At 64.5% G+C, this 18,571-nt stretch carries 14 protein-coding genes; 5 read left to right on the top strand and 9 right to left on the bottom strand.

Going from position 1 to position 18,571, the window contains the following annotated elements; all coding sequences use genetic code 11:
- Positions 1-11: 11 nt before the first annotated feature.
- Together HU760_RS21540 and HU760_RS21535 are read right to left on the bottom strand one after the other, a co-directional pair.
- On the bottom strand, positions 12-989 hold the full coding sequence (locus HU760_RS21540) for a thiamine pyrophosphate-dependent dehydrogenase E1 component subunit alpha (protein ID WP_186678884.1): 978 nt from the start codon (positions 987-989) through the stop codon (positions 12-14).
- A 22-nt stretch (positions 990-1,011) separates the two neighbouring features.
- Entirely contained in the window at positions 1,012-2,067 is a 1,056-nt protein-coding gene (locus tag HU760_RS21535; RefSeq protein WP_186678881.1) for an ATP-NAD kinase family protein, read from the bottom strand.
- A 282-nt stretch (positions 2,068-2,349) separates the two neighbouring features.
- Here HU760_RS21535 and HU760_RS21530 point away from each other — a divergent pair, with 282 nt between their 5' ends.
- Positions 2,350-4,203: a sigma-54-dependent Fis family transcriptional regulator gene (locus tag HU760_RS21530; RefSeq protein ID WP_186678879.1), complete on the top strand. Its 1,854-nt coding sequence runs from the start codon at positions 2,350-2,352 to the stop codon at positions 4,201-4,203.
- Between the two features lie 90 nt (positions 4,204-4,293).
- Here the strand turns inward: HU760_RS21530 and accC are convergent, their stop codons facing one another.
- The 6 genes from accC to HU760_RS21500 form a co-directional block, all read right to left on the bottom strand.
- The gene (accC, locus tag HU760_RS21525) at positions 4,294-5,649 is read right to left on the bottom strand and encodes an acetyl-CoA carboxylase biotin carboxylase subunit (RefSeq protein WP_170028095.1); all 1,356 of its coding nucleotides are present in this window, start codon (positions 5,647-5,649) and stop codon (positions 4,294-4,296) included.
- A gap of 17 nt (positions 5,650-5,666) precedes the next feature.
- Positions 5,667-6,128, bottom strand: coding sequence for an acetyl-CoA carboxylase biotin carboxyl carrier protein (gene accB / locus HU760_RS21520; RefSeq protein ID WP_186678878.1), 462 nt, complete (start codon positions 6,126-6,128; stop codon positions 5,667-5,669).
- Positions 6,129-6,228: 100 nt separating this feature from the next.
- Positions 6,229-6,684, bottom strand: coding sequence for a type II 3-dehydroquinate dehydratase (gene aroQ, locus HU760_RS21515; RefSeq protein WP_003255330.1), 456 nt, complete (start codon positions 6,682-6,684; stop codon positions 6,229-6,231).
- Between the two features lie 178 nt (positions 6,685-6,862).
- The gene (locus tag HU760_RS21510; RefSeq protein ID WP_186678876.1) at positions 6,863-8,635 is read right to left on the bottom strand and encodes a protein-disulfide reductase DsbD; all 1,773 of its coding nucleotides are present in this window, start codon (positions 8,633-8,635) and stop codon (positions 6,863-6,865) included.
- Between the two features lie 219 nt (positions 8,636-8,854).
- Positions 8,855-10,816: a methyl-accepting chemotaxis protein gene (locus tag HU760_RS21505; RefSeq protein WP_186678874.1), complete on the bottom strand. Its 1,962-nt coding sequence runs from the start codon at positions 10,814-10,816 to the stop codon at positions 8,855-8,857.
- A 182-nt stretch (positions 10,817-10,998) separates the two neighbouring features.
- On the bottom strand, positions 10,999-12,357 hold the full coding sequence (locus tag HU760_RS21500) for a diguanylate cyclase (RefSeq protein WP_186678873.1): 1,359 nt from the start codon (positions 12,355-12,357) through the stop codon (positions 10,999-11,001).
- 252 nt (positions 12,358-12,609) lie between these two features.
- On the opposite strand from HU760_RS21500, the gene HU760_RS21495 reads away from it, so the two are divergent.
- From HU760_RS21495 to speA, 4 genes are all read left to right on the top strand, one after another.
- Positions 12,610-13,677, top strand: coding sequence for a DUF2333 family protein (locus HU760_RS21495; protein ID WP_186678868.1), 1,068 nt, complete (start codon positions 12,610-12,612; stop codon positions 13,675-13,677).
- 2 nt (positions 13,678-13,679) lie between these two features.
- Complete coding sequence (locus HU760_RS21490; RefSeq protein ID WP_186678867.1) at positions 13,680-14,216, top strand: NUDIX hydrolase; 537 nt, start codon at positions 13,680-13,682, stop codon at positions 14,214-14,216.
- Positions 14,217-14,501: 285 nt separating this feature from the next.
- A complete protein-coding gene (locus HU760_RS21485) occupies positions 14,502-14,873 on the top strand; it encodes a translation initiation factor Sui1 (protein ID WP_186678866.1) in 372 nt (123 codons plus the stop codon).
- Between the two features lie 150 nt (positions 14,874-15,023).
- On the top strand, positions 15,024-16,937 hold the full coding sequence (speA, locus tag HU760_RS21480; protein WP_186678865.1) for an arginine decarboxylase: 1,914 nt from the start codon (positions 15,024-15,026) through the stop codon (positions 16,935-16,937).
- Positions 16,938-17,110: 173 nt separating this feature from the next.
- Here the strand turns inward: speA and HU760_RS21475 are convergent, their stop codons facing one another.
- Positions 17,111-18,466, bottom strand: a complete 1,356-nt coding sequence (locus tag HU760_RS21475) for an MATE family efflux transporter (protein WP_186678857.1) — start codon at positions 18,464-18,466, stop codon at positions 17,111-17,113.
- Positions 18,467-18,571: the final 105 nt, after the last annotated feature.

The following is an 18,571-nucleotide window of genomic DNA, read 5'->3' as shown; positions in this document are numbered from 1 at the left end:
TAATCCGCAGCTCAGGGGTAGGCGACGTAGACGTTGGTGAGCAGGTCGGCGGGCTGTGGCTTGGGATCGGACTTGGCGCGGCGCACGGCATCTTCGATCAGGTCCTCGACACGGGCGTCGATGGCGTCCAGTTGGGCGGCCGTGAGCAGGCCGGCGCGGGTGGTCTTGTTGCGGAACTGCAGCAGGCAGTCGCGGGACTCGCGCAGGTTCTTCACCTCATCGGGGGCGCGGTAGGTTTGCGCATCGCCCTCGAAGTGGCCGTAGTAGCGGCTGAGCTTGACCTCGATCAGCGATGGGCCTTGCCCGGCACGGGCGCGTTCGATGGCGGCACCGGCAGCCTCGTACACGGCAAAGAAATCGAAGCCGTCGATGGTTACCCCAGGCATGCCGAAGCCGGCAGCGCGATCGGCAATATGGTCGCAGGCCACCGACCAGGTCGAGGCGGTGGCTTCGGCATAGCCATTGTTCTCGGCGACGAAGATGCACGGCAGGTTCATGATCGACGCCAGGTTCATGGCCTCGAACACTGCGCCTTCGTTGGAGGCGCCGTCGCCGAAGAAGGCCACCGACACATCGTCGCGGCCTTTGATCTTGGCTGCCAGCGCTGCCCCGGCTACCAGCGGCGCGCCGGCACCGACAATGCCGTTGGCACCGAGCATGCCTTTTTCCAGGTCGGCGATGTGCATCGAGCCGCCCTTGCCGCCGCACACGCCGGTTTTCTTGCCGTAGATCTCGGCCATCATGCCGTACACGTCCACGCCCTTGGCGATGCAGTGGCCGTGGCCGCGGTGGGTCGAGGCGATGCAATCGCTGTCGCGCAGGTGGGCCATGACCCCGGCGGCGGAAGCCTCTTCACCGGCATACAGGTGCACGAAGCCAGGGATCTCGCCGGTGGCGAACTCGACGTGCAGGCGTTCTTCGAAGGCGCGGATGGTGCGCATCACTTCATAGGCATGCAGCAGTTGTTCGGTACTGAGTTGATTGGACATCTTGTTGTTCTCCGGGGTTGTCTCAACACGGGTTTGCAGGGTGCAGCCGGTGGCCACGGGGCACGGCCAGCAGGTGATGGCGGGCGGCGTGTGCCAGCACGGCCTCGACGTCCACGCTCAATGGGCCTTGGTGGTCGAGGGTGATGGTGGGGCTGTCGTGCTCGGCGAATTCGATCTCGCGCTCGCCGTCCAAAGCCAGGGTGCCGCTGGCCAGGCTCAGGCGATGGGCGACACCGGGTGTCAGGGTGCCGCTGGCGGTGATGCCACAGCCTTGCAGCAGGCCGGGCGCCAAGGGTGCCAGCAGGGCCTGGTCGGCACCGGGGTTCAGGCGGACCCAGGCGCCGTGCGGGTCCTGGCGGGAAACCGGGCACCACAGGCCACACAGCGCCGAGAGGCCGATGGCATGCGGCTCGGCGAAACAGGCGAACACTTCGCTCAGGTCTTCGCTGCGGCTGAGCGCGCGGGCGCCGATGAAACGCTGGGGCGACACCGCAACCTCCACCAGGGCCCATTCGGCAAGCCGTTGTTCGGGCACTTTCACCAGCAGGCGCTTGTTGCGGCGCAGGCCGATGCTGGCGGGCACCCGGCCGCTGGCGAGCAGGCCACCGGCCAGGCCGGCGCTGGTGGCTTCGCGCAGCTCGGGGAACGCATTGTTGGTGCCGGTGGACAAGGTCAGCAGCGGCACGTCCCCGGCTTCGGCGGCGACCGCCTTGTGTGTGCCATCGCCGCCGAGCACGGCGATCATCGCCACGCCGCGTTCGACCATGCGCCGGCTGGCCAGGCGGGTATCGGCAACGGTCTGGGTCAGCGGCAGGTCGAGGATCTCGATGGCTGGCCAGTGCTGGTCAAGGGCGACCGGGCCCTGGCTGGCCTTGAGCACGGCCGCGGCGATGCCGGTCATGTCGCTGGGCAGCAGCACCTGGCCGATGCCGGTGGCACCGAAGGCGGCGAGCAGGCGCTGGATCGCCGATGCCTTGTCGGTGCTCGAATAAAGCCCGGCATTGGCAGTCAGGCGGCGCAGGTCGCGGCCAGAGGCAGGGTTGGCAATGATTCCGACAGTCGGGGCGGGTAGCGGCATGGCGCACCTCGTTTCTTGTTTGCCAGTGCTGGAGCAAGCGCGGTGCCAGTTTTGTTGGCGTTGGCTGGAATGGCCGGACCAGAGCGGTTGCGTTGCGCTCTGGCCGGCGCGCATGACCTCGCTGGCGAGACGCCGGGTACCAGCTGGGGAATGGCCTTGCCGAGACGCTGAGACGCAGCGTCTCAGGCCGTCCGGTAATCACTCAGTGCTTGTCGGGGCATGCCCGGAGGCGCTTAATGGCCGGACAACGATAAAAACAGCAACGAGAACCGGAGGGCCTGAATGCTTGCCGCGAACTCCCGAGCCCATGTCGATTGTGTCAGCAGGGTGCTGAAGAATGCCGATCGTCTGCCGCAGGCGCCGGTGCCACCGCTGATCCTTGATTCATGGCGCCGCTCCATGGAACTGTACCGTCTCGACCCTGGTTCCCAGCAGGGACCGCGTATTCTTTCCCAGAGCCTGCTCAACGAATGTCGCGAACGTGCCGAACTGTTTCTGCGCATCGCCAGCGATGCGGTTGCGCGCCTGCATGAGCGGGTGCGAGGGGCCGATTACTGCGTACTGCTCACCGACGCCCAGGGGCGCACCATCGACTACCGGGTCGAGTCGGCCATCCGCAACGACTGCCGCAAGGCCGGGTTGTACCTGGGCACTTGCTGGTCGGAGGGGGAGGAGGGCACCTGCGGGGTGGCTGCGGTGCTTACCAGCAAGGCGCCGGTCACGGTGCACAAGCGTGACCATTTCCGCGCTGCGTTCATCGGCCTCACCTGCACCGCGGCGCCGGTGTTCGACCCGCAGGGCGAGCTGCTGGGCGTGGTGGATGTGTCGGCCTTGCAGTCGCCGGACGACCGCCGCAGCCAGCACCTGATCCGCCAGTTGGTCGAGCAGACAGCGCGCGAGATCGAAAACGCCTTCTTCATGCACAGTGCCCAGGGCCATTGGCTGATGCGCGCCCATGGCACACCGGGCTATGTGGAAAGCCAGCCCGACTACCTGCTGGCCTGGGATGCCGACGGCCGCCTGCAGGCCATCAACAGCCTGGCGCGCCAGCGCCTGGTGGAGCGCCTGGGGCGTTTGCCCGAGCACATTGGCGAGTTGTTCGACCTCGACCAGCTGCGCCGGGTCAATGGCGCATCTGCCCAGCGCCTGCCAGGGCTGGGCGGGTTGTATGGCCGGGTCAGCGCACCGCAGCAGCGCCAGCGCGCGCAGCCCTTGCGCCAGGCCCAGGACCCCCGCATCGAGCAGCACCTGCGGCTGGCCACGCGGGTCAAGGACTGCAACCTGGCGGTGCTGGTGCAGGGCGAGACCGGGGCCGGCAAAGAGGTGTTCGCCCGCCAGTTGCACCAGCAGAGCCTGCGCTGTGACGGCCCGTTCGTCACCCTCAACTGCGCGGCCATTCCGGAAAGCCTGATCGAGAGCGAACTGTTCGGTTATGTGGCCGGGGCGTTCACCGGGGCCTCCAGCAAAGGCATGCAAGGGCTGTTGCAGCAGGCCGACGGCGGCACCTTGTTCCTCGACGAGATCGGCGACATGCCACTGAACCTGCAGACCCGCCTGTTGCGCGTGCTGGCCGAAGGCGAAGTGGCACCGCTGGGTGCTGCACGGCGTGAGCGGGTGGACATCCAGGTGATCTGCGCGACCCATCGCGACCTGGCGGCGATGGTCCAGGATGGGCGTTTTCGTGAGGACCTCTACTTCCGCCTGGCCAACGCCCGCTTCGAGCTGCCGCCGTTGCGTGAGCGCGAGGATCGGTTGGGGTTGATCCACCAGTTGCTGGCCGAGGAAGCCGCGGCCTGCGGGGTCGAGGTAGTACTGGCGGATGATGCGCTGCAGGCGCTGTTGGTATACCGCTGGCCGGGTAACCTGCGCCAGCTGCGGCAGGTGCTGCGTTATACCTGTGCAGTGAGCGAAGGCGGGCAGGTGCAACTGCAGGATTTGCCGCAAGAGGTGCGGGGCGAGGCGGTCGCTGGCGCTGACAGCGTGGTGTCCTGCCCAGCCCGGCAGCTGTTGCTGGATGCGCTGATCCGCCATCGCTGGAAGCCGGCCGATGCGGCGCGGGCGCTGGGAATCTCCCGGGCGACCTTGTACCGGCGGGTGCATGAGCACCACATCGAGATGCCGCGGATGAAGGGCTAGGGCCTGGGGCTGCCTGCCGGCGATGCGGCCCTTGCAGGCAATAAAAAACCCCGGAACAAGTCCGGGGTTCTGGTGCATCACACTACACGATCACTCCTGGTTGGCCAGTTTGTGCTCGAGGTAGTGAATGTTGACGCCGCCTTTGCAGAAACCTTCATCACGCACCAGGTCGCGGTGCAGCGGGATGTTGGTCTTGATGCCGTCGACGACGATCTCGTCCAGGGCATTGCGCATGCGCGCCATGGCTTCGTCGCGGTCCTTGCCGTAGGTGATCAGCTTGCCGATCAGCGAGTCGTAGTTCGGCGGAACCGAGTAACCGCTGTACAGGTGCGAATCGACGCGCACGCCGTTGCCACCCGGGGCATGGAAGTGCTTCACCTTGCCTGGGCTCGGGATGAACTTCTTCGGGTCTTCGGCGTTGATACGGCATTCCAGTGCGTGGCCACGAATAACCACGTCTTCCTGGCGGAACGACAGCTTGTTGCCAGCGGCGATGCTCAGCATCTCCTTGACGATGTCGATACCGGTCACCATCTCCGACACCGGGTGCTCAACCTGCACACGGGTGTTCATCTCGATGAAGTAGAAGCGGCCGTTCTCGTACAGGAACTCGAAGGTACCCGCACCACGGTAGCCGATCTCGATGCACGCATCGACACAGCGCTTGAACACTTCCTGACGGGCTTTCTCGTCGATGCCCGGGGCTGGTGCTTCTTCCAGTACCTTCTGGTGACGGCGCTGCAGCGAGCAGTCACGGTCGCCCAGGTGTACGGCGTTGCCCTGGCCGTCGGACAGTACCTGCACTTCCACGTGACGTGGGTTGGTCAGGAACTTCTCCAGGTAGACCATCGGGTTGCCGAAGGCAGCACCGGCTTCGGTACGGGTGAGCTTGGCCGAGGCGATCAGGTCCTCTTCCTTGTGCACCACGCGCATGCCGCGACCACCACCGCCACCGGCGGCCTTGATGATCACCGGGTAGCCGACGTCACGGGCAATGGCCAGGGCGACTTCTTCGTCTTCCGGCAGCGGGCCATCGGAGCCCGGTACGGTCGGTACGCCCGACTTGATCATCGCGTCCTTGGCCGAAACCTTGTCGCCCATCAGGCGAATGGTGTCGGCTTTCGGGCCGATGAAGGCGAAACCGGATTTTTCCACCTGCTCGGCGAAGTCGGCGTTTTCCGCCAGGAAGCCGTAGCCCGGGTGGATCGCGGTGGCGCCGGTGACTTCGGCGGCAGCGATGATCGCCGGGATATGCAGGTAGGAATCCTTGGACGATGCAGGGCCGATGCAGACCGACTCGTCTGCCAGGCCCAGGTGCATCAGTTCACGGTCGGCAGTGGAGTGCACGGCGACGGTCTTGATACCCAGCTCTTTGCAGGCACGCAGGATCCGCAGGGCAATTTCCCCGCGGTTGGCGATCAGGACTTTTTCGAGCTTCCCAGACATCGTTGGCTCTCCGCGATTCAAACGATGGTGAACAGCGGCTGGTCGAACTCAACCGGCTGGCCGTCTTCTACCAGGATGGCGTCGATGACACCGCCAACATCGGCTTCGATGTGGTTCATCATCTTCATGGCTTCGACGATGCACAGGGTGTCGCCCTTCTTCACGGTCTGGCCAACTTCAGCGAAGTTCGGCGAGGTTGGCGAAGGCTTGCGGTAGAAGGTACCGACCATCGGCGAGCGGATCACGGTGCCTTTCAGGGCCGGGGCGGCGGCAGCTTCGGCGGCCGGGGCAGCGGCAGCGGCAACCGGGGCAGCGGCAGGCGCAGCGGCTACCGGGGCCGGTGCGAAGTACTGCTGGGCAGCAGGGGTCTTGCTGTGGCGGCTGATACGGACCGACTCTTCGCCTTCCTTGATCTCCAGCTCGTCGATGCCAGACTCTTCCAGCAGCTCGATCAGTTTCTTGACTTTACGGATATCCATTAATCATCAACTCCCAAAGGTTCGGTCAGGGGGCGAAATTACAAAAAACGTATCTGAAACGTTTCTCTCGAACCCTGGCCCACCGAGGCCAGGGTTTTCATCATTTGGGCTGTGCGTTGGCAGCCAGTTGTTCCAGCGCGGACTCCAGGGCCAGGCGGTAACCGCTGGCGCCCAGGCCGCAGATCACCCCTACGGCAACATCGGAAAAGTAGGAGTGATGGCGGAACGGTTCGCGTTTGTGCACGTTGGACAGGTGCACTTCGATGAATGGGATGCTCACCGCAAGCAACGCGTCACGTAATGCAACGCTTGTGTGCGTGAAAGCAGCCGGATTGATCAGGATGAAGTCCACACCCTCGTTGCGTGCGGCGTGAATACGGTCGATCAGTTCGTACTCGGCGTTGCTCTGCAGGTATTGCAGATGGTGGCCTGCGGCGCGGGCACGTTGCTCCAGGTCCTGGTTGATCTGGGCCAGGGTCACGGCGCCGTAGTGGCCAGGCTCGCGGGTGCCGAGCAGGTTGAGGTTGGGGCCGTGGAGCACCAGTAGCGTTGCCATCTGCGATTCCTTGGATTTGTAGGGCAATTCGACACAGCGCGGCGAGTGTGCCGTAAAGCGACAGCGAGTGTCCAGTTCCCGGCAATAGGCAGCACGATGTCCGAGATTCGCGCGAAATATGTGACCAGATAATTAAATCCAGTCACCGATTTCCGGTTTTTTCACAGGGCGCGGGAAGTTATAGACCGACTTTGCTGCGTACGCGTGCAAGAATTTGCGCAAACTCACTGGCGTTTAGCTCGCCAATGACCCGATCAGCGGTGATTTCGCTGCCGTTCGCGGCGAAGAACAACAGGGCAGGGGGGCCGAACAACTGGTAGCGGTCGAGCAGTGCGCGTTGCTCGGCGTTGCTCGCGGTGATGTCGAAACGCAGCAACTTGAAGCCGGCCAGTTGTGCTTGTACCTGCGGCGCGGTAAGCACTTCGCGCTCGATCACCTTGCAACTGATGCACCAGTCGGCGTACCAGTCCAGCAGTACCGGTTGGCCGGCGGTCTTGGCCTGGGCCAGGGCCGCGTCCAGTGCAGCCGGGGTGGTAACGGTGTGCCAGCTATCCGCCGCTGTTGCCGGTTTGCTGCCCGCACTCACAAGGGTAGGCGGTGGCAACGGGCGCAGCGGGTCGCCCTGGCCACTGAGGGCGCCGTACCAACAGGCCACGGCATACACCAGCAAGGCCAGGCCGAGCAATTGCGTCAAGCGCTGGCGGGGGGGCTTGACCACGAACTCCAGGGCGCCCAGGAACAGCGCCACCCCGGCGGCCAGGAAACCCACCAGCAGCAAGGTCAGCGGGCCCGGCAGCACTCGGCTGAGCAGGCCGATGGCCAAGACCAGCAGCAGCACGCCGATGGCATTTTTCACCGTGTTCAGCCAGGGGCCGCTTTTCGGCAGCCAGGCTGCACCGCCGGTAGCCACCAGCAGCAGCGGTGCGCCCATGCCCAGGCCCAGGGCGAACAGCTTGAGGGCGCCGCCCAGGGCGTCGCCACTGGCGCTGATGTACAGCAACGCACCGGCCAGCGGGGCTGAAACACACGGCGAAACCAGCAGGCTGGAAAGCACGCCCAGTATCGCCGCGCCCAGCAGCGAGCCACCCCGGGTGTGGTTGGCGACATTATTCAGGCGCTGGTTGAGAGCCTGTGGCAGTTTCAGTTCGAACAGGCCGAACATGGCCAGGGCGAATACCACGAAGAACAGCGCGAAGGGCACCAGCACCCAGGCCGATTGCAGGCGTGCCTGCAGGTTCAGGCCGGCGCCGAACAGGCCCATCAGGGCGCCGAGCGCTGCAAAGCTGGCCGCCATCGGCAGCACATAGGCCAGCGATAGCGCCAGGCCGCGCAAGCCGCCGGCCTGGCCACGCAGCACCACACCGGAGAGGATTGGCAACATTGGCAGCACGCAAGGGGTGAAGGTGAGGCCGACCCCGGCAAGGAAGAACAGCAGCAGCGACTTCCAGCTCCAGCCGTGCTCGGTGCTGGCCGGTGTGCTCGCGCCGGCTTCGCCATCGATGCTCAGGCGTGCGGTTTCCGGTGGGTAGCACAGGCCTTTGTCGGCACAACCCTGGTAGCCCACCAGCAAGGTGAAGGCGCGTGGGTCGTTGCGCGGTAGTTCGATGTCGAGCACGCCGTGATATACCTCGACATCGCCGAAGAATTCATCGTGCTTGGCCTCGCCCTTGGGGATGTTCGGCGTACCCAGGGCGACGTCGGCCGGTTCCGTACGGAACTGGAAGCGGTGGCGGTACAGGTAATAGCCATCGCTGGCGACGAAGCGCAACTTGATGGTTTGCGCATCGGCCTGGATCAGATCGAGCTTGAACGCTTCGTGTACCGGCAGGAAGTCGGCGTTGTTGGACAACGACGCGGCGCCGAGGGTGGCGCTGGGGCGGTTGTCGAGCAGGCCCGTGGCGAAGGCGGGGCTGGCCAGCAGCAGGAACAGCAGGAAAAACAGGCGGCGCATGGCGGACTCGCGAGGTCGAACGTGCCGGGCATGATAGCGGAGTTGGTGCAGGTTGGGGCCATGCTGATGGCGGGGGCGACACATGGCCGCTGGCTGATTTGCTACCTGTGTCGGCCTCTTCGCGGGTAAACCCGCTCCCACCTCGACCGCATAGACCTCAAGCCATACGCTATCCCTGTGGGAGCGGGTTTACCCGCGAAGAGGCCAGTACAGGCCAACCTAGACTCTGAAGGCCCGCACCGCCCGGTTCAGCTCACCGCCCAGGCTCAGCAATTGCTCGCCTTGCTCACGCCCCTCGCCAATGCGTTGCAGGTTGTCTTTACCCAGCGCATGAATGCGTTGGCTGTGGTCGCGAATTTCACTCACTGCGCCACTTTGCTGCGCCGTGACGTCGGCAATCCGCACCGCAGTATCCGCGATGGTGCGGATGGCACTGACGATCTCGTCCAGCGCCCCATCCGCCGCCTGGGCCTGGCTGGCGGTGGCCTCGGCATGTTCGAGCTGCGCACGCATCCCGGCCACCGAGCTTCTGGCGGCCTGCTGCAGGCGGTCGATCAGCGCCTGGATCTCCCCGGTTGCCCCGGTGGTACGCTGTGCCAGCGAGCGCACCTCGTCGGCCACCACGGCGAAACCGCGGCCCATCTCTCCGGCACGTGCGGCTTCGATCGCGGCGTTCAGCGCCAGCAGGTTGGTCTGTTCGGCAATCGAGCGGATCACCGTCAGCACGCCACCAATAGTGGCCGACTCTTCCGCCAGTTGCTCGATCATGCGGGCGTTGCCCTGCACTTCATCGACCAGCGCGCGCAAGCCCGACAGGCTCTGGCCAATCACCGTCTGGCCCTGTTCCACCGCGCGGCCAGCATCGCGGCTGGCATCGGCGGCGGCGCTGGCGTCACCGGCCACCTGCTGGATGGTTGCTTCCAGTTCACCCAGGGCATCGCGAATCTGCCCGGTGTCACCTGCCTGGCGTTCGGCACCGTCATGCAGGGCGGCACTCATGCCGGCAAGGGCATGGCTGCTGCCGGCCACCTGTTCGGCGTTGTGGCGGATGGTGCCGACCAGTTCCACCAGGTACTGGCGCAGGCGGTTGAGCGAATCCTGGATGTCGTGAAGTTCGCGGTTGGTCTTGCCCAGGGAGATGGCCTTGGCGAAGTCGCCTTCGGCCCAGCGCGACAGGGCCGGGGCCAGGCCGGTCAGGGTGCGCGCCAGGCGCCGTTGCAAGGTGTCGATCAGCAGCGCGATCAGCAGGATCAGGCCAATCATCAGGCCCTGGATGATGCGCACCTCGGCGGCAATCCTGGCGTGCTGGCTGCGTACCTCGGGCTCCAGCGCCGCAATGGCCTGCTGCACCGCTTGCAGACGCTGACCGGTGCTGGCGGCGAGGGCGGCACGGCGCTCGATCTGCTCGCGGGTGCGTTGCAGTTCGCCCGGATAGCGGCTGAGCAGGTTTTGCAATTCACGCTTCAGGCCAATTGCGATGTCTTCCTGCTGGGCGCTGGCCTGAGTCTCCAGGCCCATCATGGCGGCAAAGTCGTCGGCGCCGGTTTCGGTAGCGCGGGTTACCCCAAGCAGTGGCAGGCTGCCGATGATCTGGGCCTGGGCGCGAACCTGTTGCAGCTCGCGCTCGACTTCGTCGGCCAGTTCCGGGCGACTGCTGCTGACCAGCTTGTCCCGTGCCAGCGAAAGGCGACCGAGGTGCACGGTGGCCTCCAGCAGGGGCTGCAGGTAGCGGTTGGCGTCGGCGCTGGCGCTGTCACGCGCGTAGCCGGCCAATTGTTCGAAGTTGGCCCCCAGCTCCCGCTCGGCCTGCAGCAGCAACGCCTGCGGGTCGCCCGCCAGCTTGCCGGCGGCCAGCAGTTCCTCGGCGGTGAAGGCTTGCAGGCTGTCCAGGCTGGGGCGCAGCTTGCCGGCAAGTGCGTCGGGCCATTCGGCCAGCGCCGCTTGCAGTTGCTGGTTGGCTTCCATGGCCGCAGCGTGGCGCAGGGCATCGCCGCTGGCCAGGTAGGCCTGGATATTGTCGGCTGCCTGGTGCTGGAACTGCTGGGACAGGCCCAGGTAGTGCTCCATCAATTGATAGGGGCGCTCCAGGGCCCGCTGCGACCACCATAAGGTGGCGCCCAGGGCGATACACACGGTTACCAGCAACAGGGTGTTGAAATTGGTCAGCCACTTCAGGCGCATAGCCGCGAGCTTCCTGCGGGAGGGGAGAGTCGGTGGCTGAAGTTATGGCGGTTGTGTGACGGAGTGATGACGAAAGGGGCTGGTGCCAGAGAAAAAAGTGGCACTGTGCCTGTATCTGTATTGCCTGTACTGGCCTCTTCGCGGGCTCGCCCGCGAAGAGGCCAGTACAGGCAATGCGGAACTCAGGGCTCTACACGCACCACACAATTGCGCCCGGCATGCTTGGCCCGGTACAGCGCCTCGTCTGCCGCACTGGCCATGGTCAGTGCATCCAGCCCCTCATCCAGCTGCACCACCCCGGCACTGAAGGTGCACCGTAGATCCTGCGGCTGGGCCGGGTAGAGAATCTCGGCAAAGCGTCGGCGGATTTCGTCCAGCACCCTGTGCGCTGCGTCCAGCGCGGTATTGGGCATGACGATGGCGAATTCCTCACCCCCATAGCGGCCGATGAAGTCGGTCTTGCGCAAGCGCTGCTTGAGGAACAATGCCAGGCTCTTGATCACGCGGTCGCCCATCGGGTGGCCGTGGCGATCGTTGATCTTCTTGAAGTGGTCGATGTCGAGCATGGCGAAGCTCAACGGCTGCAGCTCACGCCGGGCGCGGAAGCTGCAGTCTTCAAGCAATTGCAGGATATGCGTGTGGTTGTACAGCCCGGTCAGGCTGTCGCGCACCATGCGCGCCTTCAGGTGCCTGGCACGGGCGGCCCGGTTGCGCACCGTGGTGATCAGCTGGCGTGAGCGAAACGGCTTGGTCAGGAAATCGTCACCACCTTCACTCATGGCATCCAGCTGTTTGTCCAGGTCATCCTCGGCAGACAGGTAGATGATCGGCACGCTCACATACCGGTCGCTGTGGCGGATGACCTTGGCCAGCTCGGGGCCGGTACAGGCGGGCATGTACAGGTCGAGGATGATCAGGTCGGGCTGGAAGTCGGCCAGCTCGGCCATGGTGCGGATGGGGTCGGTCAGGCTGCGGGTGAGCATGCCGGCACTGGTCAGCACGCGCTCGGTGTGCAACGCCTGGGTGCGCGAATCGTCGATGATCAGCACGCGCAACGGGTCGTGCGGGGTGGCGTTGGTCAGCCGTTCGACCTTTTCCAGCAGGCTGGAGGCTTCCAGGGTGCCGGTGAGGAAGTCCTGCGCCCCGGCGCGCACGGCGGCCAGGCGGGTCGGGGTATCGGTTTCGTGATGGCTGAAGAACAGCAGCGGTATGTGCCGGGCTTGCCCTTGCTGGACCTGGGCCGCCAGCAGCAGGCCTTGGCCGGCGCCGTTGAAGTCGACATCCATGATGATGGCCGAGGGCGGGTATTCCACGATCGAAGCGTGAAACGCCGCAGCGCTGGCCAGCGCCTGCACCACCAGGCCAAAGAATTCCAGTTGCTGGGCCAGGCGCTGAGCACGTTCGTGGTCCTGCAGCAGGATGTACACCGGCTTGCGCATTGGCGGTAGCAGCAGCTGGCCGAGCGGGTCGTACTTGCGCAGGCCGCTACGCGACAGCTGTTGGGCGGGGCACTGCGGGCTCGGCTCGACTGCTTGGCTCATGTCCTGGCTACTTTGTAGGGGTGGGGAGGTGCAGAGGCGATGATGGCTCTATGCTAGCAGTTCTTTTCCGATGCGTGAGTGCTCTGCATCAACAAAGCGGGCAGAACGAATATTCAGTTGCCGACTGATTGGTCGCTTATGCGTAAGGCGGTGTCTGCTTTATAGTGCAGCCATGCGGGCATGCCGTGGCACCCTGATACAGGCCTGTGGTCCAAGCCCCTGAACTGTCGTGACTGAATTAAGGACAAAGCCATGCTGGACTGGAAAAACCGCGAGGCCCAAGCCGAGCCCCGTGAGCGTGTCGATGGCCGTGGCGCCGCCGCCCGTAGCTACCTTGGCGGCCTCTGGAGCCGTGCCCTGGGGACTCTCATCGGGTTGTACCTGCTGGTATGTATCGGCCTGGGCTGGTACTGGAGCCAGGAGCCGGCCCTGTTCCCGGTGCAGCAGAACGCCCAGGCTGCAGCCGAGCGCGCTGGGCAGCAGATGGTGGTGGGCTACACCACGGTCGAAACCCTCAAGACCGTGGCTGGCACCTTGTTGAACAAGCCGGGTGGCTACATTTCCAACGACCGCTTCCCGCCAGGGTTGTGGATGGACAACATGCCCAGCTGGGAGTACGGCGTACTGGTCCAGGTGCGCGATCTGTCTCGTGCCCTGCGCAAGGACTTCGCCCGCTCGCAATCGCAGTCCACCGAAGACGCCGACCTGGCCAAGGCCGAGCCGCGCTTCAACTTCGACAACAAGAGCTGGATCCTGCCATCGAGCGAATCGGAGTTCGAGGAGGGCATCAAGTCACTGAGCCGCTACCAGACCCGTCTGGCGGCCGGCGACAAGGGCGCGATCTTCTACACCCGTGCCGACAACCTGAACAACTGGCTGGGTGACGTGGCCACCCGCCTGGGCTCGCTGTCGCAGCGCCTGTCGGCCAGCGTTGGCCGGGTCAAGCTCAACACCACGCTGAAGACCGAGTCGCTGGTCGCCGGCCAGGCGCCGCAGGTGGACGAGGAACTGGTGGAAACCCCGTGGTTGCAGATCGACAACGTATTCTACGAAGCCCGTGGCCAGGCCTGGGCGCTGTCGCACCTGCTGCGCGCGATCGAAGTGGACTTCGCCGACGTGCTGGCGAAGAAGAACGCCACGGTCAGCGTGCGCCAGATCATCCGTGAGCTGGAAGCCTCGCAGGAAGCCTTGTGGAGCCCGATGGTGCTCAATGGCAGTGGCTTTGGCATGTGGGCCAACCACTCGCTGGTCATGGCCAACTACATTTCCCGAGCCAACGCCGCGGTTATCGACCTGCGTCAGCTGCTGTCGCAGGGTTGATGATGGCTATCAGCCCTGACGAGGCCGCCCACCGGGCGGCTTCCGACCGCGAACTGGTCACCTGGGTGGACGAAGCCGACCAGGTACTGGGTGCCTTGCCACGCGCCGAGTTGCGCGAGCGCGGTCTGATCGGGCGCTGCACGTTCATTCTGCTGTTCAACAGCGCCGGTGAGCTGTGCGTGCACCGGCGCACCCTGAGCAAGGCGCTGTACCCAGGGTACTGGGATGTAGCGGCAGGCGGCATGGTCACCGCCGGCGAGGCTTATGCCGATTCGGCGGCGCGGGAGTTGGCCGAGGAGTTGGGGATCGACGGTGTCGAGTTGCGCTTTCACGAGCGGTTCTACTTTGATCAACCGGATAATCGCTTGTGGTGTGCGGTGTATTCGGCGGTGTCGGATGCGCCGTTGCGGCTGCAGCCGGAGGAAGTGATCGAGGCGCGTTTCATTGGCCTGGAGCAGGTTGAGCAGGAGCGCCTGGCAAAGCCGTATTGCCCGGACTCGTTGGCGGCGTTGCAGCGCTACAAAGCCAGCCAGGGATAGGTGTTTTGGCAGTACCGGCCCTTTCGCGGGCACGCCCGCTCCCGCAGTCTGTGCAGCACTCGAGAGCGGCGTTGCAGCCGTATTCGCGGGCGTGCCGGCGAATAGTCGCAAAACTTTCGCAAAATGCCGCAATCCGGTACTTAGCAACAGCCGCATTTATCGTTAAACTGCGCGCCCTTTTCGGGCTGCCGCAGTTCTTGTGGCAGTAGCGCCGCCCCTGCCAGAGTGGGGCTTCGCGGTCGGCTCCCGTCGACCAGTTTTTGTCCTCAGCCCAGAGGAACAAAAGTGGCCAAGAAAGCTTCTTCCTTCGCCGCCCTTGGCGGTCTTGTTTACTCCACCGACGTCGGTCGACACTGTCCCGACTGTAGCCAGCCGGTGGATGCCTGTATCTGCAAGCAGCAAACCATTCCCGAAGGTGATGGCATTGCCCGTGTGCGCCGCGAAAGCAAGGGTCGCGGCGGCAAGACCGTGACCACCGTCAGCGGCGTGCCGCTGCCGCTCGAACAGCTCAAGGAGCTGGCCTCCACCCTCAAGCGCCGCTGTGGTACCGGTGGCGCACTGAAGGATGGGGTCATTGAAATCCAGGGCGACCATGTCGAGCTGTTGGTCGGCGAGCTGATCAAGCAGGGTTTCAAGGCGAAAAAGTCCGGCGGCTGATGCGGCCGCGCGATTTTTCGCCCAGTGCTTTCTAAACTCGTTGCCGTGGCCAGGGTCTACCCTGGCACGGACGAATCGTCATTTTTGGCTTTTACACTGCGCCCGCTTCCTTGCGGGGCAGTGTCTTTGACTTATCTATAGGGGACTTGAATGTCCGTACGACGCACACGCAAAGACGATGGTAGCCAATGGACCGTGGCCGACAGCCGCAGTGTTTATGGCATCCGCCATTGGGGCGCTGGCTATTTCGCCATCAATGAAGCCGGGCGCGTCGAAGTGCGCCCCAACGGCCCGAAAAGCGCACCGATCGACTTGTTCGAACAGGTCGACGAACTGCGCCAGAGTGGCCTGTCGCTGCCATTGCTGGTGCGCTTCCCCGACATTCTGCAGGACCGCGTGCGCCAGCTGACCGGTGCCTTCGATGCCAACATCGCGCGCCTGGAGTACCAGAACAAGTACACCGCGCTGTACCCGATCAAGGTCAACCAGCAGGAAGCGGTGGTGGAAAACATCATCGCCACGCAAAACGTTTCCATCGGCCTGGAAGCTGGTTCCAAGCCCGAGCTGCTGGCGGTGCTGGCGCTGGCGCCGAAGGGTGGCACCATCGTCTGCAACGGCTACAAGGACCGCGAATTCATCCGCCTGGCGCTGATGGGCCAGAAGCTCGGCCACAATGTGTTCATCGTCATCGAGAAAGAGTCGGAAGTGGCCCTGGTGATCGAGGAAGCTGCCGAGCTCAAGGTCAAGCCGCAGGTAGGCCTGCGTGTGCGCCTGTCGTCGCTGGCCTCGAGCAAGTGGGCCGACACCGGTGGCGAGAAGTCCAAGTTCGGCTTGTCGGCTGCCCAGCTGATTTCGGTGGTGCAGCGCTTCTGCGATGCCGGCCTGGACCAGGGCATCCGCCTGTTGCATTTCCACATGGGCTCGCAGATCGCCAACCTGGCCGACTACCAGCACGGTTTCAAGGAAGCCATCCGTTACTACGGCGAGCTGCGTGCACTGGGCCTGCCTGTGGACCATATCGACGTCGGCGGTGGCCTGGGCGTGGACTACGATGGTACTCACTCGCGCAATGCCAGCTCGATCAACTACGACATGGACGACTATGCCGGCGTGGTCGTCGGCATGCTCAAGGAGTTCTGCGACGCGCAGGGCCTGCCGCACCCGCACATCTTCTCCGAGAGTGGCCGCTCGCTGACCGCGCATCACGCCATGTTGGTCATCCAGGTAACGGATGTCGAGAAACACAACGACGAGGTGCCGACCATCGAAAACAAGGAAGCCCTGCCCGAGACCGTGCAGTGGCTGGCCGACCTGCTCGCCCCGACCGACATCGAGATGGTGACCGAGACCTACTGGCGCGCCACCCACTACATGGGTGACGTGGCCGCGCAGTATGCCGATGGCAAGCTCACCTTGGCCGAGAAGGCCTTGGCCGAGCAGTGCTACTTCGCCGTGTGTCGCCGCCTGCACAACTCGCTGAAGGCCCGCCAGCGTTCGCACCGCCAGGTGCTGGACGAGCTCAACGACAAGCTGGCCGACAAGTACATCTGCAACTTCTCGGTGTTCCAGAGCCTGCCGGACACCTGGGCCATCGGCCAGGTGCTGCCGATCATCCCGCTGCACCGCCTGGACGAAGAGCCGATGCGCCGTGCCGTGCTGCAGGACCTGACCTGCGACTCCGACGGCAAGATCAACCAGTATGTCGACGAGCAGAGCATCGAGACCAGCATGCCGGTGCATGCGGTGAAGGAAGGCGAGGACTACCTGCTGGGCGTGTTCCTGGTGGGTGCCTACCAGGAAATCCTCGGTGACATGCACAACCTGTTCGGTGACACCGACTCGGTGAACATCTACCAGAACGCCGATGGCAGCGTGTACCACGCCGGTATCGAGACCCACGACACCATCGAGGACATGCTGCGCTACGTGCACCTGTCGCCTGAGGAGTTAATGACTCATTATCGTGACAAGGTGGCCAGTGCCAGGATCAGCGCGCGTGAGCGGACACAGTATCTGGATGCCTTGCGTCTTGGCCTGACGCGCTCGTCTTACCTTTCCTCGTGATCGCAGGGTGTCCGCCGGGGAACCTTCAGCGTCTATGACACCGAGCGCCGCCCGCGCGGCGCTCGATTTACGCGCCCCCGCAAAACCCAAGGCATGCACCCTCACCAACCCACAAATAGCCGAACGTCTTCGCATATCTGATAGCTGCCTTGATCCATTGCTGATCTTCGGGATCATATTGTGGTCCCCTGCTCCGCCACCCACTTGCCTTGCAGATTCAATTTCCACCCAAACCACCCCAACGTCACCGCCCGCAACGCCATGAATCCGAGAAAGGCCAACCACAACCCATGGTTGACAAACCCGCTCATGCCCACCCCAAAGGGCAGCGCAATCAGCACCGACAGCAACATCGCATTACGCATCTCCCGCGCCCGGGTCGCACCAATGAACAACCCGTCCAGCAGATAACTCCACACCGCAATCAACGGCAGCAGCGCCAGATACGGCAGGTACGGATAAGCCGCCGCCCGCACGCTGTCAATATTGGTCTGCAGGTCGATGAACAGGTGCCCGCCCAGCAGGAACAAACCGGCAAAACCCAGGCTGGTGATCAACGACCAACCACAGGCCACCACCAGCGAGCGGCGCAAGGTATCCCGATCCCGCGCACCGATGGCATGCCCGCACAGCGCCTCCACGGCGTGCGCCAGGCCATCGAGGGCGTAAGCGGTGAGCAGCAGCCCGTTGAGCAGCAGGGCATTGGCCGCCACCGTGGCTTCACCCAGGCGCGCACCCTGCACGGTGATCAGCAGGAACACCAGCTGCAGCGCCAGGCTGCGCAGAAAGATGTCGCGGTTCACCGCCAGCAGCGGGCGCCAGGCCTGCCAGCGTTTGAGCGTTGACCACACGATCTGCCCCGGGTAGGCGCGCAGGGCCGGGCCGGTCAGGGCAAGGCCGAGCAACGCGGCGCTCCATTCGGCGATCACCGAGGCCCGTGCCGAGCCCAGCACGCCCCAGTTCAGGCCCAGCACGAACCACAGGTTGAGAGCGATGTTCAGCAGGTTGGTGGTCAGCAGAATTGCCAGCGGCGCCCGCGCGTTCTGTGTGCCTAGGAACCAGCCGACCAGCGCATAACTGGCCAGCGCTGCCGGCAGGCCGAGCAAGCGGGTGTGGAAGAAGTCTTCGGTAGATTGTTGCAATGCCTCGCTTGGCTGCATGGCGTGCAGCGCCAGTTGGCTGAAGGGCAGGGCGAGCAGGCCGATCAGCAGGGCAAAGGCCACCGCCAGTAGCAGGCCCTGCACCAGCACCTGGCGCAGCGCCGCGCCGTCGGCGCGCCCGGCAGCCTGGGCGGCGAAGCCGGTGGAACCCATGCGCAGGAAACCCATCAGGCCGACCATGAAGGTGAACAGCGTGGCGCCTACGGCCACGGCGCCAAGCTGGTGGGCGTGGGGCAGGTGGCCAATGACGGTGCTGTCGACCAGCGCTACCAGCGGGACGGAGACATTGGACAGGATCATCGGCGCAGCCAGCGCCCAGACCTTGTGGTGGGTGGGAAGATGGCGCCAATCGGTGGTCAGTTGCGACATTGGGGTCCTTGTTCAATCAGGGGCCGCTTCAAGGAATGGCGACAGTGTAACGGCCGGGCCAGTCATTCGCGCGGCCCGGGTCACACCTCACGTGCGACACCGGGT

Origin of the sequence: Pseudomonas oryzicola (assembly GCF_014269185.2) — a bacterium.
GTDB lineage: Bacteria > Pseudomonadota > Gammaproteobacteria > Pseudomonadales > Pseudomonadaceae > Aquipseudomonas > Aquipseudomonas oryzicola.
The sequence above is the reverse complement of the archived record's forward strand: the minus strand, read 5'-3'. Positions and strand labels throughout refer to the sequence as shown.

Bases quoted from the DNA above. Each gene is read 5' to 3' on its own strand.
- HU760_RS21490 (WP_186678867.1), top strand. From the start codon at position 13,680: ATGGCTATCAGCCCTGACGAGGCCGCCCACCGGGCGGCTTCCGACCGC.
- accB (WP_186678878.1), bottom strand. From the start codon at position 6,128: ATGGATATCCGTAAAGTCAAGAAACTGATCGAGCTGCTGGAAGAGTCT.
- HU760_RS21510 (WP_186678876.1), bottom strand. From the start codon at position 8,635: ATGCGCCGCCTGTTTTTCCTGCTGTTCCTGCTGCTGGCCAGCCCCGCC.
- HU760_RS21500 (WP_186678873.1), bottom strand. From the start codon at position 12,357: ATGAGCCAAGCAGTCGAGCCGAGCCCGCAGTGCCCCGCCCAACAGCTG.
- HU760_RS21540 (WP_186678884.1), bottom strand. From the start codon at position 989: ATGTCCAATCAACTCAGTACCGAACAACTGCTGCATGCCTATGAAGTG.
- aroQ (WP_003255330.1), bottom strand. From the start codon at position 6,684: ATGGCAACGCTACTGGTGCTCCACGGCCCCAACCTCAACCTGCTCGGC.
- HU760_RS21535 (WP_186678881.1), bottom strand. From the start codon at position 2,067: ATGCCGCTACCCGCCCCGACTGTCGGAATCATTGCCAACCCTGCCTCT.
- accC (WP_170028095.1), bottom strand. From the start codon at position 5,649: ATGTCTGGGAAGCTCGAAAAAGTCCTGATCGCCAACCGCGGGGAAATT.
- speA (WP_186678865.1), top strand. From the start codon at position 15,024: ATGTCCGTACGACGCACACGCAAAGACGATGGTAGCCAATGGACCGTG.
- HU760_RS21495 (WP_186678868.1), top strand. From the start codon at position 12,610: ATGCTGGACTGGAAAAACCGCGAGGCCCAAGCCGAGCCCCGTGAGCGT.
- HU760_RS21530 (WP_186678879.1), top strand. From the start codon at position 2,350: ATGCTTGCCGCGAACTCCCGAGCCCATGTCGATTGTGTCAGCAGGGTG.
- HU760_RS21475 (WP_186678857.1), bottom strand. From the start codon at position 18,466: ATGTCGCAACTGACCACCGATTGGCGCCATCTTCCCACCCACCACAAG.
- HU760_RS21505 (WP_186678874.1), bottom strand. From the start codon at position 10,816: ATGCGCCTGAAGTGGCTGACCAATTTCAACACCCTGTTGCTGGTAACC.